The 15,270-nt window shown below is 70.8% G+C and carries 15 protein-coding genes; 5 read left to right on the top strand and 10 right to left on the bottom strand.

Translation table 11 applies throughout. The annotated features are described in order from the left end of the window. Positions 1 to 3: 3 nt before the first annotated feature. The 8 genes from OG2516_RS11645 to OG2516_RS11610 all read right to left on the bottom strand — a co-directional run bounded on the left by OG2516_RS11645 (position 4) and on the right by OG2516_RS11610 (position 7,586). Positions 4 to 1,305, bottom strand: a complete 1,302-nt coding sequence (locus tag OG2516_RS11645; RefSeq protein WP_007255874.1) for a flagellar hook protein FlgE — start codon at positions 1,303 to 1,305, stop codon at positions 4 to 6. A 91-nt stretch (positions 1,306 to 1,396) separates the two neighbouring features. After that, positions 1,397 to 2,209: a flagellar motor protein MotB gene (locus OG2516_RS11640; protein ID WP_007255873.1), complete on the bottom strand. Its 813-nt coding sequence runs from the start codon at positions 2,207 to 2,209 to the stop codon at positions 1,397 to 1,399. A 98-nt stretch (positions 2,210 to 2,307) separates the two neighbouring features. Continuing rightward, complete coding sequence (locus tag OG2516_RS11635) at positions 2,308 to 3,078, bottom strand: FkbM family methyltransferase (RefSeq protein WP_007255872.1); 771 nt, start codon at positions 3,076 to 3,078, stop codon at positions 2,308 to 2,310. Continuing rightward, positions 3,075 to 3,476 carry a DUF6165 family protein gene (locus OG2516_RS11630; RefSeq protein ID WP_007255871.1) on the bottom strand — a complete coding sequence of 134 codons (402 nt, stop codon included), beginning with the start codon at positions 3,474 to 3,476 and terminating at the stop codon, positions 3,075 to 3,077. The genes OG2516_RS11635 and OG2516_RS11630 overlap by 4 nt, the downstream gene beginning before the upstream one ends. After that, on the bottom strand, positions 3,469 to 4,857 hold the full coding sequence (locus tag OG2516_RS11625; protein ID WP_007255870.1) for a tetratricopeptide repeat protein: 1,389 nt from the start codon (positions 4,855 to 4,857) through the stop codon (positions 3,469 to 3,471). Before OG2516_RS11625 ends, OG2516_RS11630 begins: the two co-directional genes overlap by 8 nt. Next, positions 4,850 to 5,635, bottom strand: a complete 786-nt coding sequence (locus OG2516_RS11620) for a hypothetical protein (RefSeq protein WP_007255869.1) — start codon at positions 5,633 to 5,635, stop codon at positions 4,850 to 4,852. Before OG2516_RS11620 ends, OG2516_RS11625 begins: the two co-directional genes overlap by 8 nt. Positions 5,636 to 5,745: 110 nt before the next feature. Then, positions 5,746 to 6,804 carry a Gfo/Idh/MocA family protein gene (locus tag OG2516_RS11615; protein ID WP_007255868.1) on the bottom strand — a complete coding sequence of 353 codons (1,059 nt, stop codon included), beginning with the start codon at positions 6,802 to 6,804 and terminating at the stop codon, positions 5,746 to 5,748. Then, positions 6,801 to 7,586: a ThuA domain-containing protein gene (locus OG2516_RS11610; RefSeq protein WP_007255867.1), complete on the bottom strand. Its 786-nt coding sequence runs from the start codon at positions 7,584 to 7,586 to the stop codon at positions 6,801 to 6,803. The genes OG2516_RS11615 and OG2516_RS11610 overlap by 4 nt, the downstream gene beginning before the upstream one ends. A 175-nt stretch (positions 7,587 to 7,761) precedes the next feature. Here OG2516_RS11610 and OG2516_RS11605 point away from each other — a divergent pair, with 175 nt between their 5' ends. Both OG2516_RS11605 and OG2516_RS11600 read left to right on the top strand, forming a co-directional pair. Further along, positions 7,762 to 8,493, top strand: a complete 732-nt coding sequence (locus tag OG2516_RS11605; RefSeq protein ID WP_007255866.1) for a metallophosphoesterase — start codon at positions 7,762 to 7,764, stop codon at positions 8,491 to 8,493. Positions 8,494 to 8,556: 63 nt separating this feature from the next. Continuing rightward, the gene (locus tag OG2516_RS11600; protein ID WP_007255865.1) at positions 8,557 to 8,820 is read left to right on the top strand and encodes a hypothetical protein; all 264 of its coding nucleotides are present in this window, start codon (positions 8,557 to 8,559) and stop codon (positions 8,818 to 8,820) included. A 16-nt stretch (positions 8,821 to 8,836) separates the two neighbouring features. Here the strand turns inward: OG2516_RS11600 and OG2516_RS11595 are convergent, their stop codons facing one another. Both OG2516_RS11595 and OG2516_RS11590 read right to left on the bottom strand, forming a co-directional pair. Beyond that, positions 8,837 to 9,853, bottom strand: a complete 1,017-nt coding sequence (locus tag OG2516_RS11595; RefSeq protein WP_040615164.1) for a Gfo/Idh/MocA family protein — start codon at positions 9,851 to 9,853, stop codon at positions 8,837 to 8,839. Next, the gene (locus OG2516_RS11590; RefSeq protein WP_007255863.1) at positions 9,838 to 10,854 is read right to left on the bottom strand and encodes an MDR/zinc-dependent alcohol dehydrogenase-like family protein; all 1,017 of its coding nucleotides are present in this window, start codon (positions 10,852 to 10,854) and stop codon (positions 9,838 to 9,840) included. Before OG2516_RS11590 ends, OG2516_RS11595 begins: the two co-directional genes overlap by 16 nt. A gap of 222 nt (positions 10,855 to 11,076) precedes the next feature. On the opposite strand from OG2516_RS11590, the gene OG2516_RS11585 reads away from it, so the two are divergent. Genes OG2516_RS11585 through OG2516_RS11575 form a run of 3 tightly spaced genes read left to right on the top strand, consistent with a single transcriptional unit; the run spans position 11,077 to position 15,268 of the window. Next, complete coding sequence (locus tag OG2516_RS11585) at positions 11,077 to 12,192, top strand: NAD-dependent epimerase/dehydratase family protein (protein ID WP_007255862.1); 1,116 nt, start codon at positions 11,077 to 11,079, stop codon at positions 12,190 to 12,192. Beyond that, complete coding sequence (locus OG2516_RS11580; RefSeq protein ID WP_007255861.1) at positions 12,189 to 14,183, top strand: NAD-dependent epimerase/dehydratase family protein; 1,995 nt, start codon at positions 12,189 to 12,191, stop codon at positions 14,181 to 14,183. Before OG2516_RS11585 ends, OG2516_RS11580 begins: the two co-directional genes overlap by 4 nt. Continuing rightward, positions 14,180 to 15,268 (top strand): glycosyltransferase family 4 protein, encoded by a 1,089-nt coding sequence (locus tag OG2516_RS11575; protein ID WP_007255860.1) that lies wholly within the window; start codon positions 14,180 to 14,182, stop codon positions 15,266 to 15,268. Before OG2516_RS11580 ends, OG2516_RS11575 begins: the two co-directional genes overlap by 4 nt. The last annotated feature ends 2 nt before the right edge of the window (positions 15,269 to 15,270 follow it).

Raw genomic sequence — 15,270 nt, 5'->3', positions numbered from 1 at the left:
GGGTCAGCGCTTGATGTTGGTGGTTTCCTGCAGCATCTCGTCTACGGTCTGGATGACCTTGGCGTTGGACGAGTAGGCGCGCTGTGTCTGGATCAGTTCGGTGAGCTCGCCGGCGACGTCTGTCGCCGACTCCTCGAGCGCGTAGCTGAGCAGGTCGCCCGTCGGCCCGTCGCCGGCATCCCAGAGGAAGTAGCTGCCGCTTTCGGGCGTGGCGCGGTAGGTTTGCTGGTCGAGCGTCTCGAGGCCGTTGACGTTGGAGACGTCGACGAGCGGGATCTGGTAGATCACCTTGCTGATGCCGGTATCGAACGCGGCGCGCATGAAGCCGTTCGCGTCGATATCGATCGACGTCATGCTGCCGACCGCGTTGCCATCCTTGAGGATGGAGACGGGGGCGAAGTTGTCGGACAGCTGGGTCAGGCCGCCGGGCTCTCCGAGGAGGCCGAGGCCGACCTCGAGGGGCCCGCCCTCGACGTTGACGGTGACGCGGCCGGTGACGGGATCGTAGGCGCCGCCGCTGACCGGGGTGATGGAGGCGAGGGTGCCGCCGGCGCCGCGGGTGTCGTCGAAGACTAGGGTGTATTCCCCGACGACCGCGCCGGCCGAGGCGCTGTCGGTGATCTGCATCGTCCATTCGTTGGACGAGCCGGCCGCCGGAACCGTCGGCGTGAAGGTGATGGACAACGTCTCGGACGTGCCGAGGTTGTCGTAGTAGGCGACGGTCAGCTCCTCCGGCTCGCCGGTGGAGCTGAACTCCGTCGACGTGGCGGGCAGGTTGAGCCCGACGTCGATGTAGGTGGTCGCCTCGCCGGCGGACTGGTTGGCGTTGATCCGGATCGGCTGCAGCCCGTCGGCGGTGTCGCGCGGGAAAGCGGGGACGTTGCCGTCGATCCCGGCCGGCCAACCCATGAGGATGAGGCCGCTCTGGCTGGCGAGGTAGCCCTGGTCGTCGACGCGGAAGGAGCCTGTGGACGTCAGCAGGAACTGGCTCGACGCGTTGCCCGTTCCCAGCGCGGCCTCCGTGGAGACCGGCATCATGCCGCGGCCGCGCACGGCGAGATCGGTGACGTTGTCCGTCGAGACGATGGAGCCGCGCTGGTCGATCAGGCGCTGGGTGGTGACTCGCACGCCGCCGGCGGAATAGGTGCCCTCGGTGGTGTTGAGCACCATCGAGTGGAAGTCCGTCGTCGCCCGCTTGTAGCCGAAGGTCGAACTGTTGGCGATGTTGTCGGCGATCGTCGCCAGGCGGCTGGCATTCGCTGTCAGCCCCGCGACGCTGGCGTTCAGCGAGGAGGAAATCGTCATGGAGGAGCCTTTCTGCTGCCAAGGGGCCTGTCTGGCTCATCCCTATCCAAGCAGTCTTAAGGCCTCCCTAACGCCTCAAATCTTTTCCACTTCACCTGTCCGAGCGCAGCACGACCACCTCCAGCCGGTTGTTGCGCAGAGAGACGGCGTTGCGCACGGCGGGCGCGCGGTCGGCGTGGCCGGTGACGCGCACGATGCGCTCGGGCGCCTGTCCGCTCGCCTCGAGCAGCTCGCGGAAGCGCGTGGCGCGGCTGGTCGAGAGCGGCCAGACGCGGCTGTCGGCGACGACGACCGGGCGGGCGCGGACATGGCCGGCGAGGGCGACGTCGTTGTCGACCAGCGCCAGCACCCGGGCGAAAACGGCGGCGAGCTCGACTGTGACCGGCTCCGGCTCGGCCGTGCCCGGCGCGAACAGGGGCGCGCCGTCGAGGTCGAAGATCTCGATGACGAGCCCCTCGTCCGTCAGCTTCGTGACAATGTGCTGCAACGCCTCGTCGGCGATCATGCTCTCGCCGCCCCGCCCAAGCAGCTGCTCCTCGATCTGCTCGAGCGCCGCGACCTGCGCCGCCTCCTCGGCGGTCGCGCCCGGCACCGCGTCGCCGGTCGCGCCGGGGTTGGTGCCGCTCTGGGCGAGGGTGTTGTCGGTGAAGATGTTGTCGCCGCCGAAGGCGCCGTCGCCGCCGCCCGAGATGCGGTTGATCGGGATCGTGGGCGAGAAGTAGTCGGCGATGCCCTTGCGCTGCTGCTCGGTGGTGGCGTTGAGCAGCCACATGAGCATGAAGAAGGCCATCATCGCGGTGACGAAGTCGGCGTAGGCGACCTTCCAGGCGCCGCCGTGGTGGCCGTCGCCGCCGGTGATCTTCTTGCGCTTGATGATGATCGGCGCGTTGCTGGTCATGGTCATGGTCCGGCCCCCTTGTTGCCGGTCCGAGACGTCGGGGGCGAGGGGGGCGACGGCGGGGCGGCGCGGGGGCGGCGGCGCCACAATTGGGGCTAACAGGGTTAACCGGGCCGCCTTTCAAGGTAAATCTCGTCCGGTCCGCAGAATTCGACCAGATCGTACCCGTTGGCGCGCATGATCTCGGGAATGCGCGGAGAGGCCGTGTTGTTCTCGATCGACCAGGCGGTGATGTCGTGGCGGGCGAAGGGGAAGGCCTCGAGCACGGCAAGCTCGCCGCCCTCGATGTCGAGCGACAGGAAGTCCGGGTCGGGCAGGCCGGCGTCGGTGAGGATGTCCGACAGCGGCTTCGTCTCGACGCGCAGCAGGGCCTCGTCGTGGCGCGGGTCGTCGCGCACGGTGGCGAGCAGGTCGGCGTCGTAGCTCGACGCCAGCCCGCTCATCTGGGTGTAGCCGGCGCGCACCTCGATGAAGTCGGCCTCGCCCGCGCCGGGCGCGACGGCGACGCCGAGGCACTCGCAGCGCCGCACCTGCCGCGCCTTGGCGAGCTGCGCCGGCACCGGCTCGACGAGGAGGCCCGTCCAGCCGCGGAAGAGCTCGAAGAACAGGCTGTTGGACCCGGTGACGCCGTCGTAGCCGCCGACATCGACGAACGTACCGCCCCGCTTGCCCTTCAGCGCGGTATCGACCACCCGGTCCTGCCCGGCCTGCGAGGTGAAGCGGTAGTCGGGGCGCAGCATCCGGTCGAGCTCGTGCAGCTCGCGGTTCAGCGCGGCGCGGCGGCGGGAGCGCTCGCTCCGCAGCGCCGCCACCAGCTCGCGCCGGGCGGCCATCAGCTCGGCGCGCGCGGCCTCGATCCGCTCGGTCGGGGTCACGGCGCGGCCCGGTAGTCGGCGTAGGACTTCTCCTCGACGAGCGCCGAGCCGAGCAGCAGGTTGATCCGCTTCTTGACGTCGGAGCGGGCGTCGTTGGTGACGTAGACCGCCCGCGCCAGCGCCACGAACCGCTCGCCGAAATCGCGCGCGGCCTCGCAGTCGCGAATATCGTCCTCGATCTGCCACAGGCGCAGGTTGATGCCGTAAAGCTCCTCCCACAGCGCCGCCAGCGAGGCGCTTGCGGGCAGGTGCGCCTCGGCGACGCGGGTCAGCTCGGCCTGCTCGTGACGCACGTTGGCGAGCTTGGCGGCATCGGTGATCCGCTCGGACTTGATGCGCAGGATGGTAAGCTTGTCGATGAGCTCGCCGGGCGAGACGGGGACGAGGATGTCATCCATCGGCGCGCCCCTTCCTGACCGCCTGCTGCAGCGCCCGCCGGACGCGGGCGATGGGCTCGGCCCAGTCGCGCGGGGTCTTCTGGCGGAACAGGCGCATGGAGGGATACCACGGCGTCGAGGTGCCGGAATGGGTGTAGACCCAGAAGCTGTCCCAATGCAGCACCACCCCGACGGGCAGGCCGAGCGAGCCGGCGATGTGGGCGGTCGCGGTGTCGGAGGTCACGATCAGGTCCATCTGTTGCATCGTCGCGGCGCAGTCGGCGAAGTCGCGGTCGGTGCTGGCGGCGTCGAGGATGAAGGCGTCGGTCCCGTCGGCGCGGTAGGGCTCGAGGAACGGCCCCTTGTAGAGCGAGAACAGCTGCACCCCCTCCACGTCGACGAGCGGCAGCAGGTCGGTGTGGCTGAACGAGCGGAAGTGGTTGGCCTTGTAGGTCGCCGAGCCGCTCCAGACGACGCCGACGCGGAACTTGTCGCCATAGGGCGCGACGATCTTCTGCGCCCGCTCGACGCTGTCGGCCGGGATCGCGAGCCGCGCCGGGGCGGGGATGTCGTCGCGGGTCTCGAGCGACAGGCGCGGCAGGTCCATCAGGTTCATGTAGATGTCGACCGGCGCGTGCCGCGACAGCTCGAGCACCACCTCGTCGGCCCCCTCGAGCTCGGCGAACAGGCGGAACATCGGCTTCTCGCACAGCAGGATGACCCGCCCGCAGCGCCGCTTCAGCTCCGGTAGGAATCGCATCATCAACACCGCGTCGCCGAACCCCTGCTCGGGCATCACCAGCACGGTCTTGCCGGCGAGATCCTCGCCGCTCCACTTCGGGAACGGCACCTCGTGCTTCTTCAGCTCGCCGGTGCGCCAGCGGGACGTGTAGTGGCGGAAGCCATCGCCGTAGGCGCCGTCACCGAGCAGGGCGAAGGCGAGCTGCAGCTCGATCTCGGCATCGTCGGGATGCTCGGCGAGCGCTCCCTCGAGGTAGCGGACCGCCTTGCGGTACTGCCCCTTGCCGCGCAGCGCCCGGCCGATGAGGCTTTTCTGCTGGGCGTCGTCGGGCCGGTACTCGACGAGCCGCTCGCGCAGCGCGAGGGCCTCGTCGTAGCGGCCGATGTCGCTTAGGGCGTTGGCGTAGTTGTTGAGCACGCTGGCGCTGTCGGGGGTCAGCTCGTAGGCGCGCAGGTGGGCACGCACCGCCTGGTCGAGCCGGTTCTCCGAGCGGTGCAGCGCGCCGAGGTTGGACCAGATGCCCGCGTCGTCGGGCACACGCTGCAGGAAGGCGGCGTAGAGCCTGAGGGCGCGGGCCGTGTCGCCCGACTGGTGCGCGTCGGTCGCGGCACGGCGCAGGTCGGCGAGCGTGCGCGGCTCCTCCGGCGTGCCGTCAGCCATCGCGACGCCGTTTCACCGGGCTCACCAGCTTCTCCGGACGCCGCGCCTCGGCGGCCTCGAACAGCGAGAAGGTCTGGTTGACGTAGTTCACCGCGCCGGAGATCAGCTCCATGTACTCGATCAGCTCCGGCGTCCGCTCGGTCTCGCTGACCACCACCGGACGCTCGGGAGAGCGGGTCTCGAAGCCGGCGTAGAACCACGGATCGCCCCGGTTGATCTTCAGCGGGCGCTCGAGGTCGTGCCACTCGAAGGCCCACATCAGCGGGCGCGGCCAGACGTTGATCGGGAAGCGGCCGCCGAAGATCGTGCCGGGGATCGGCTCGCGGGTGTAGTGCATGAACGGCGACAGCTGGGTCATGTAGACCGGCTCGTCGCTGATGAAGACGTAGGGCGTCTCGACCTGGATCGTCGGCACGCCTTCGTAACGCCATTCGTGCTCGGCAGTGATGTGGACCTTGTCGCGCAACTTGTTGGCGCGGATGCTCGACATCGAGCCGTTGAGGTTGCGCAGGGCGGGCTTGCCGTCCTTGTCGCGCACGAACTCGAGGTTGAGGTCGAACGGGCAGCGGATCAGGAAGTAGCGGCTCTCCATGTTGATGACCGCCGGGCAGCGCGAGGCGCTCTTGGCATGGCTGCGGTTCTTCTCGGGACCGCGCACGCGCTCGGGCGGATCGTAGATCACGCCACCCTTGATCGTGTTGAGGAACCAGCCCACCTGCACCGGTCCGGAGGCCCTGCCCTCGCCGGAGGCGTCGTCGAAGTGAACCGAAAGCCGCATACCCTACCCCTGTCCCTTCGCCGGACTGAAGCCCATTGCAGCCGGCGTGTCAAAGGACATGGCCGCGCCGGTGGCGCGGCCATGGCAGGTGCAGTGCCGGCGTGCCCGGCTCAGACGTCCAGCTTGAGGCCCCCGGCGGCGTCGGACTCGATGGCCCGGTCGAGGACCCGCTGCAGCTGTGCGCCGCGCGCGAAATCGGGGCGCACTTGCGCGCCGGCGCGGATCGCGGCGATGAAGCGCTCGTAGTTCGTCGGCACCGCCGGCGCCGCCACCGGGCGCCAGGTGCCCGAGCGCAGGTCGGGCTCCAGGCAGGCGGTGAGGGTGCTCGCGCCGCCGCGGAATTCGACCCTGAGCCCGCCTTTCGTGCCGAACAGCTGCAACGACAGGTCGTTGATGTGGCCCGAGGCGAAGCGGCTGGCGTGGATCACCCCGACCGCGCCGTTCTCGAGCCCGACATGCATCGCGAAGCTGTCGTTGGCGTCGAGCACGTACTCGCCGATCCGCCCGCCCGGCGCCTTGTCGAAGGTGGTTAGCCGGCAGGAAACGTCATCCACCCCCATGCGCCCGGCGGCGAAGGTGGCGAAGTCGACGATGTGGACGCCGATGTCGCCGAGCACGCCGGTCGAGCCGTGCTTGGTGGACAGCCGCCACAGCCATTGCTGGTCTTCGTCCCACTTGCCCCAGGCGTCCTGGGTCAGCCAGCTCTGCAGGTATGCCGCCTCGAAGTGGCGCACTTCTCCAATCTCGCCGGCCTCGACCATCGCGTGCGCCTGGATCAGCGCGGGGACGTTGCGGTAGGTCAGGTTGACCATGTTGACCACGCCCGCCGCCTCGGCGGCCTGCGCCATCTCGGCGGCGTCGTCGGCGTTGGTGGCCAGCGGCTTCTCGCAGAGCACGTGCTTGCCCGCCGCCAGCAGCGCCATCGTGGTGACATGGTGCGCGGCGTCGGGGGTGACGTTGGAGACCGCGTCGAACTCGCCCCAGGCGATGGCGTCGGCGAGCGAGGTGAAGCCGTGCTCCATGCGGTGCCGCGCCTTGAACTCGGCGAGCCGCCCCGGATTGGTGTCGACCCCGGCGGCGAGAACGACCCCGGGCATCGCGGCGTAGGCCTCGGCATGGCTGTTGGCCATGCCGCCGGTGCCGAGGATCAGGACCCGGACGTCGCTCACCGGAAGCCCTCTTCGCCGTCCGCGTGCAGCTTCTCCCCGCGCGCCTCGATCGGCTCGAGCGCCTTCTCGACGGGCACGTTGGGCGCCGCCTCGGGATCGGTCAGCCGTGCCGCCGGATTGTGCGCCCAGCGCACGCCGTTGGCGATCACCTTCTGGACGTTGCCGTCGTGGTAGGTCGGGTAGGTCTCGTGGCCGGGGCGGAAGTAGAACACGTTGCCCGCGCCGCGCCGCCAGGTCGCGCCCGAGCGAAACACCTCGCCGCCCTGGAACCAGCTCACGAACACCGTCTCCATCGGCTCGGGGATGCCGAAGGGCTCGCCATACATCTCCTCGTTCTCGAGCTCGAAATGGTCCGGCAGCCCGGCGGCGATCGGGTGGCTGCGCGAGGTGACCCAGAGCCGCTCGCGCTCGCCGGCCTCGCGCCAGGTGAGGTTGCAGGGGGTGCCCATCAGGGCCTTGAACACCTTCGAGAAGTGACCCGAATGCAGCACGATCAGCCCCATCCCGGCCCAGACGTGCCGGCAGACCCGGGCGACGATCTCGTCGTCGACGTCCTTGTGCGCGGCGTGGCCCCACCAGATCAGCACGTCCGTCTCGGCCAGCCGCGACTCGGGCAGACCGTGCTCCTTCTCCTGGAGCGTCGCGGTCTCGGCGTCGATACCGCCGGCGGCGTTGAGCGCGTCGGCGATGGTCTGGTGCATCCCGTCGGGGTAGATCCCGGCGACGATCTTGCTCTTCTGTTCGTGGACGTTCTCGCCCCAGACGATGGTACGGATGGCCATGACGCCTCTCCTGACTGTGCTTCGTTGGATCCGCGCTATCAAATCAAACCGCTTTGGCAAGAGAAACCGACCCGCGACGCCACGTGGCGCTCGGAGATGTGTGATGGCCAACGGGCCGGATCGTGCCTAGTCTGCGGCCCCGCACCGCCCGCCACACCGAAAGCGACGCCCGCCGATGATGCGCTTCCTGTCCCGCCTCATGCGCACGTCCGCCGAGTTCGACCCGCCGAACCCGGAGGGCAAGCTGCAGGTGATCGGCGACGTCCACGGCCGCCACGACCTGCTGCTGCGCCTCCTCGACCGGCTCGATCCGGACGCGCGGACGGTGCTCGTCGGCGACTATATCGACCGCGGCGAGGAGAGCGCGGAGGTGCTGCAAACCTGCCGCGCGCTCGTCGGCGAGGGGCGGGCCGTCTGCCTGATGGGCAACCACGAGAGGATGCTGCTCGACTTCCTCGACAGCCCCGCCGGGTCGGAGCGGCGCTGGCTGGCGAACGGCGGGCTGCAGACGCTCGCCAGCTTCCGCCTCGCCTTCGGTCCGCGCCCCGATCCCGAAGCGGCCGACCAGCGCCGCGACGCGTTGCTCGAGGCGATGGGGGAGGATCTCGCCGACTGGCTCCGCGCCCTGCCCCGCACCACCCGCTCGGGCAACGTCGCCGTCGTGCACGCCGCCGCCGACCCGGCGCTGCCGCTCGACGCGCAGGAGGACCGGACCCTGCTCTGGGGGCACCCCGACTTCGAGCGCACCGCGCGCACCGACGGGCTCTGGATCGCGCACGGCCACACCATCGTCGACGCGCCCAGCGCCGCGCGCGGCCGCATCGCGACTGACACCGGCGCCTACGCCACTGGTCGCCTCACCGCCGCGATCATCGAGGACGGCTCCGTCCGCTTCGAGACGACCTGACGCGCACGGCAACAAAAGCCGCCCTCCTCGCGTTGGTCGCCATCGACAACGGGAGATCACGCGATGAGCAGTTCCGAGACGACGACCGACCACGACACCATCCGCAAGTGGGCCGAAGACCGCGGCGGCCGGCCGAGCCGGGTCAAGCAGACCGGCGAGGGCGGGCTGTTGCGCATCGACTTCGGCGAGCCGGAGGAGAACCTCGAGGAAATCGATTGGGACGAGTTCTTCAGGACGTTCGACGACAACAAGCTCGCCTTCCTCTATCAGGAGAAGACGTCCGACGGCTCGACCAGCCGCTTCAACAAGTTCATCGACCGCGACTGACCCCGCCGGGCGGCGGTCAGCCCGCCGCCGCCCGCGCGTAGACCGCGTCGATCGCCGCGGCGAGGTCCACGAGGCCTTCGCAGGCCGGGTCGAATCGCTCCCCCTCCGCCAGACGCCTCGCCCAGTCGGCCGCGGCGCGCCCTCCCCACGCGTCGGGCGGGGCGACACGTTGCTTGGTGCTGGTGCCGTGGTGGCGGTGGGCGGAGAAGTCGTAGAAGCTGCCGTGCTCGTTGGTCACCGCGAAGCCCCCGTGCGCGCCGAAGGCCTCGACTTCGATCACAGCCTCGCGCCCCGCCGGGAGGTTCCAGGAGCAGGCGATGCGCACCACCGCCCCGTCCGTTGTCTCAAGCGTGGCCGCCGCATAATCCTCCACCGTCTCCTGCAGCGCCGCGCCGGTCAGTCTCTGTCCGCCGCTGTAGAGATGCGCGGAGGTGCAGCGGAGGTCGCGCGTTCCCAGCGCCCAGACGGCCATGTCGACCAGGTGCACACCGAGGTCGATGAGGCAGCCGCCGCCCGATAGTGCCCGGTCGCGGAACCACGGCTTGTCGGGGCCGTAGGCGTTGTGGAACGTCAGGTCGACCGCATGGACCGGCCCCAGCTCCCCCGCCGCCACCGCGTCGCGCAGGGCCATGAAGGCGGCGGCGTGGCGGTAGCTGAGATCCGCGGCGAGGAGTCGGCCGGCCCCCCGCGCCGCCTCCACGCAGGCGCGGGCCTCCTCGGCGGTACGGCCGAGGGGCTTCTGGCAGAACACGGCCGCGCCGGCCCCGAGGGCGGCGATCGTCTGCTCGGCATGCAGCGCGGAGGGCGTGGCAATGACGACGCCGTCCGGCTTCTCGGCGAGCAGTTCCTCGAGCCCGTCGCAGCGCACGGCGTCCGGCGCGGACTCGGCGGCGGCGTCGACGGCCTCCGCGGACGGGTCGGAGAGAGCGACGATGTCGGCGATGTCGGCGGCGGCGACCGCCTCCATCCTGTGCCGTCCGATCCAGCCGAGGCCGAGGAAGGCGAGGCGGGGGCGGCTCACGGCTGCACCCATGCCTTGACCAGCCCGTCGGGCTTGTCCCGGGTCGCGTCGAGTGCCCGGCCGAGCTCGGACAGCGGGAAGCGGTGGGTCAGCAGCGGCGCGAGGTCGACCCGCCCGTCGGCCACCGCGTCGACCGCCTCGCGCATCCCGCGCATCTGCACCTCCGGGTCGCGCTCGTGAGCGCTGACGATGTCGATGCCCTTCCAGTTCCACATCTGCATGTTGACCTGCCGCGGCCCGTCCTGGTGGTAGCCCGCCACCACCAGCCGCCCGCCCTCGCGGACCAGCTCGCCGGCGAGGTCGAGCGGCCATTGCAGCCCGACCGCCTCGATCACCACGTCGCAGAGCCTGTCCCCGGTCAGCCGCCCCACCTCGCGCATGATCTCCCAGTGGTCGTGCATCGGGATCGTCTCGGCTGTCCCCATCTGCCGCGCCAGCTCCAGCGAACTGTCGCGCCGCGAGATCGCGATCACCCGCGCGCCCGCCCTGGCGGCCAGGGCGGTGAGGGTCGCGCCGATAAAGCCGATGCCGATGATCGCGACGGTCCGCCCCGCCTCGATGCCGGACCGGCGGAAGATGTTCATCGCGCAGCCCAGCGGCTCGGCCGGGAAGGGCCGCCCCGCGAGCGCCGGCGGCAGGATTAGCGCGGCGGCCGCGGGGAGCACCTCGTGGCTGGCGTAGCCGTGGCTGCCGAGCCAGCCGATGTGATCGCCCACCGCCAGCCCGCGCACGTCCGCGCCCAGCGCCTCGACGACGCCCCACGCCTCGTGGCCCATCCCGCCCGGCTCCATCGGGAACTCCTGCCACTCCGGCCCCGCCCACGGCTCGAGGTTTGACGCGCAGACGCCGCAGCCCTCGATCCGCGCCCGCACCTCGCCCGGCCCCGGCTCGGGCAGCGGCAGCGTGCGCATCTCGACCTGGCCCGGCGCGACGACCTGCGCCGCCTGCATTCCGCCCGCGCCGGGTCCGGTCGCGCCCTCGGCGGACGCGGCGTGGCTGGTGGTGTCTGTCATGCTGTCTCCCTGCGTCTGCACGGGCCGGGCGAAAGGGGCCGCCCGGCACGGTCCGGGGAAACCAACTCACGCGTATTTGATCGGTTCCGGAAGAAGCTGCTGCAGTTATCAAAGATGAACCTGCAGCTCGCAGGCGGCCCGAAACAGCCGGTATTTCTGGAACCTTTCCCTTCAGCAGCCTGTTCCGTCAGCAAATGTCAAATCACGCAGGGGATCGGAACCATGGTCAAGACGCTCGTAACCGGCGGGTGCGGTTTTATCGGTCGGCAGGTGGCGACGGAGCTGCTGTCCCGGGGCCGTGAGGTCGTGCTGTACGATGCGATGATCGATCAGGTCCACGGCGACGCCGCCGCCGAAGTGCCCGAGGGGGCGGAGGTGGTGCGCGGAGACGTGCGCGAGATCGACAAGCTCCGCTCGGCGCTGAAGGGTGTCGACGAGGTGGTGCACCTCGCCGCCGAGGTCGGCGTCGGCCAGTCGATGTACGAGATCGCCCGCTACGTCAGCGCCAACGACCTCGGCACCGCCGTCCTGCTCGAAGCCATCGCCGAGGATCCGATCCGCCGCCTCGTCGTCGCCTCGTCGATGAGCGTCTACGGCGAAGGCTACTATGCCGGCCCCGACGGCGCACTCCACGAGGGCGTCCGCCGCCGCAACAGCGACCTGAAGGCGGCCAAGTGGGAGCCCGAGGGCCCCGACGGTGAGGCGCTCACCCCGCGCCCGACCGACGAGAGGAAGCGGGTCGACCTCGCCTCCATCTACGCCCTCACGAAGTATCAGCAGGAGCAGGCCTGCCTGATCTTCGGCGAGGCCTACGACATCCCCACCACCTCGCTGCGCCTGTTCAACGTGTTCGGCGCCGGGCAGGCTCTGTCCAACCCCTATACCGGCGTTCTCGCCAACTTCGCCTCGCGCCTCGCCAACGGGCAGCGGCCGACGATCTTCGAGGACGGCCAGCAGAAGCGCGACTTCGTCCATGTCCGCGACGTCGCCCGCGCCTTCGCGCTCGCGCTCGAGCACGACGAGGCCGCGGGCGAGGTCATCAACGTCGGCTCCGGCAACGCCTACAGCATCACGCAGGTCGCCGAGCTGCTCGCCGACGCGATGGGCTGCCCCGAGCTGACCCCCGAGATCCTCGGCAAGTTCCGCTCCGGTGATATCCGCAACTGCTTCTCCGACATCTCAAAGGCCAAGCGCCTGCTCGGCTTCGAGCCCGAGCACCGGCTCGAGGACAGCCTCGGCCCGTTCGTCGACTGGGTCCGCAACGCGCCCGCGCAGGACAAGCAAGACCGTGGCGACGAGATGCGCCGCCAGCTCGAGGCGCGGGGCCTGGTATCGTGAAACGAGACTACGGCTTCGTCGAATGGTTTCGCCCCGGCGAATACGATCGGGTGGAGGCGGTGCTGCCGGGCCTCGTCGCGTCCGGCGCGAAGTACCTGCGGACCCACCTGAGCTGGGCGGAGTACCACGCCGAGGGCGGGCAGGAGTGGTACGACTGGCTCCTGCCCCGTCTCGCCCGCGATCTCGAGCTGCTGCCCTGCGTGCATTACACGCCCCCCTCGCTCTCGCGCACCGGGCGCAGCTCCGGCGCGCCGAAGGTGCTCAAGGACTACGCCGACTTCATCGACGCGGTGCTGACGCGGCACGGCGATCACTTCGAGCATATCGAGCTCTGGAACGAGCCCAACAACCTGCTCGACTGGGACTGGCGCGAGGACCCCGCGTCTGACCTGTTCTGCGAGATGGTCGGCGGCGCAGCCTACTGGGCCAAGCATCGCGGCTGGAAGCCCGTCCTCGCCGGCCCGGCACCATTCGATGTGTACTGGCTCAACCTGATGGGCGAGCGCGGCCTGCTGGCGCAGGTCGACGCCGCCGGCTTCCACGGCTTCCCCGGCACCTGGGACAGCGAGGCCGGCACCTGGAACGGCTGGGAGACGCACCTCGGTGAGATGCGCGCGATCCTCGACCGCTGGAACCCGGCCTGCGAGATCTGGATCACCGAAACCGGCTATTCCACCTGGCGGCGCGACGAGCTGGAGCAGGCGCGTCGCTTCGCGCAGGCGCTGAAGGCACCGGCCGAGCGGATGTACTGGTACGCCTGGCGCGACCTGCCGCAGGACGTCGCGGTGCAGGAGGGGCTCTGGTTCGACCCGCGCCACTACCACCTCGGCGCCATCGACAGCGGCAACCAGCCCAAGCTGCTCGCCCGGTTGCTCACCTCCGGCGGCACCGCGCGCGTCGAGGAGGTCACCCGCCTCGCCACGCCCGCCGTCGGCAAGGCCGTGCGGCCCCTCGTGGTGACGGGCGGTGCGGGCTTCATCGGCTCCAACCTTGCCGCAAGCTTCCTTTCCGAGGGGCGCGACGTGGTCGTGCTCGACAACCTCAGCCGCCCCGGCGTCGAGCGCAACCTGCGCTGGCTGGCCGACCGGCACGGCGACCGGCTCCACGCCGTACCTGTCGACCTGCGCGACGAGCCGTCGGTGCGCGAGGCCCTGCACGACGCGGACGCGGTGCTGCACATGGCGGCGCAGACGGCGGTGACGACGTCGCTGACCTCGCCCGTCGCCGATTTCGACGTCAACGCGCGCGGCACGCTGAACGTGCTCGAGGCCCTGCGCGCGACGGGCCGGCCGGTGCCGCTGCTCTTCGCCTCGACCAACAAGGTCTACGGCGATCTCGCCGACCTCACCGTCACCGACAGCAACGAAGCCTGCGCGCCCGACGATCCCTCCGTCCGCGCGCACGGCGTCGGCGAGGGGCGGCCGCTGGATTTCTGCACGCCCTACGGCTGCTCCAAGGGCGTCGCCGACCAGTACGTGCTCGACTACGCCAAGAGCTACGGCCTGCCCGCTGCCGTACTCCGGATGAGCTGCATCTACGGCCCCCGCCAGTTCGGCACCGAGGATCAGGGTTGGGTGGCGCATTTCCTCATCCAGGCTCTGAAGAAGCGCCCGATCACCGTCTTCGGCACCGGCCGGCAGGTCCGCGACGTGCTCGACGTCGCCGACGCCGTGCGGGCCTATCGCGCCGTGCTCGGCCAGATCGACGGCCTGCGCGGCCGCGCGTTCAACCTCGGCGGCGGGCCGGGCAACGCGGTCAGCCTGATGCAGGTGCTGCGCGAGATCGAGTCGATCACCGGGCGCGACATCGACGTCACCTACCAGGACTGGCGGCAGGGCGATCAGCCGTGGTTCGTCGCCGACACCCGCGCGCTCGAGGCCGCGACGGGCTGGCGCGCGCGGATCGGCTGGCGCGACGGCCTGCGCGGCCTGGCGGACTGGCTGACGGACGGCGAGAGCCCGGCTCCGGAGCGGTTGCGGGTGCCGGCATGACCCCGCCCGTCCTGCTGACCCTCGACGCCGTCGGCGGCGTCTGGCGCTACGCCATCGACCTCGCCCGCGGCCTGCGCGCGCTCGGGCGGCCCGTCTGCTTCGCCGGCTTCGGGCCTGCTCCCGACGCCGCCCAGCGCGCCGAGGCCGAGGCGCTGGGGCCGCTCGATTGGGGGCCGCAGGCGCTCGAGTGGATGGCGCGGGGGCCGGGGGACGTGGCCGGAGCGGGCGACTGGCTCGCCGAGGTCGCCGACCGTCGCGGCGCCGGGCTGATCCAGTGCAACCTGCCGAGCCAGGCCGCCGACCTGCCGTCGGGCCGGCCGGTGCTCGCTGTGTCGCACTCCTGCCTCGCCAGCTGGTTCGAGGCAGTGCGCGGCAGCGGCGTGCCCGGCGACATGGCCTGGGCGCACGAGCTGACCGCTGCCGGCCTGGCCCGCGCCGACGCCGTCGTCGCGCCTTCCGCGGCACAAGCGGCGGCGCTGAAGCGGCTCTATTCCGGCCTGAACGACCTCCACGTCGTCCACAATGCCAGCGCGGACGCAGTGCCGGAGGTGACCCGCACGGAGACCATTGTCGCCGCCGGCCGTTGGTGGGACGAGGGCAAGGGCGGTGCGACGCTCGACGCCGCCGCCGGACGGGTCGACTGGCCGGTGCTCATGCTCGGCGCCACGGCCGGCCCCAACGGCGCCCGCCTCGATGTGCAGGTCGCCGACCATCGCGGCGCGCTGCCCCATGACGCCGCAGCCCGCCTAATCGCGAGCGCCGGCATCTTCGTGTCGCCGTCGCTCTACGAGCCGTTCGGCCTCGCCGTGCTCGAAGCCGCCCGCGCCGGCGCGCCGCTGGTGCTGTCCGACATCCCGACCTTTCGCGAGTTGTGGGACGATTCCGCCCTTTTCTTCCCGCCCGGCGACGCCGACGCGCTCGCCGCCACCCTCACCGCCCTCGCCCGTGACCCCGCCCGCCGCAGCGCCCTCGGCGCGGCCGCCAAGACCCGCGCCGCGCGCTACACCCTCGCCGCGCAGGCCCGGGCGATGGCCGACATCCATGACCGCGTCGCCGCCGCCGCGGCGCTGACAGCCGCCGAGTGACC

It is taken from the genome of Oceanicola granulosus HTCC2516, assembly GCF_000153305.1.
Taxonomy (GTDB): Bacteria; Pseudomonadota; Alphaproteobacteria; order Rhodobacterales; family Rhodobacteraceae; genus Oceanicola; species Oceanicola granulosus.
Note: the sequence above shows the minus strand (reverse complement) of the source record. Positions and strands in the feature narration are given on the sequence as shown.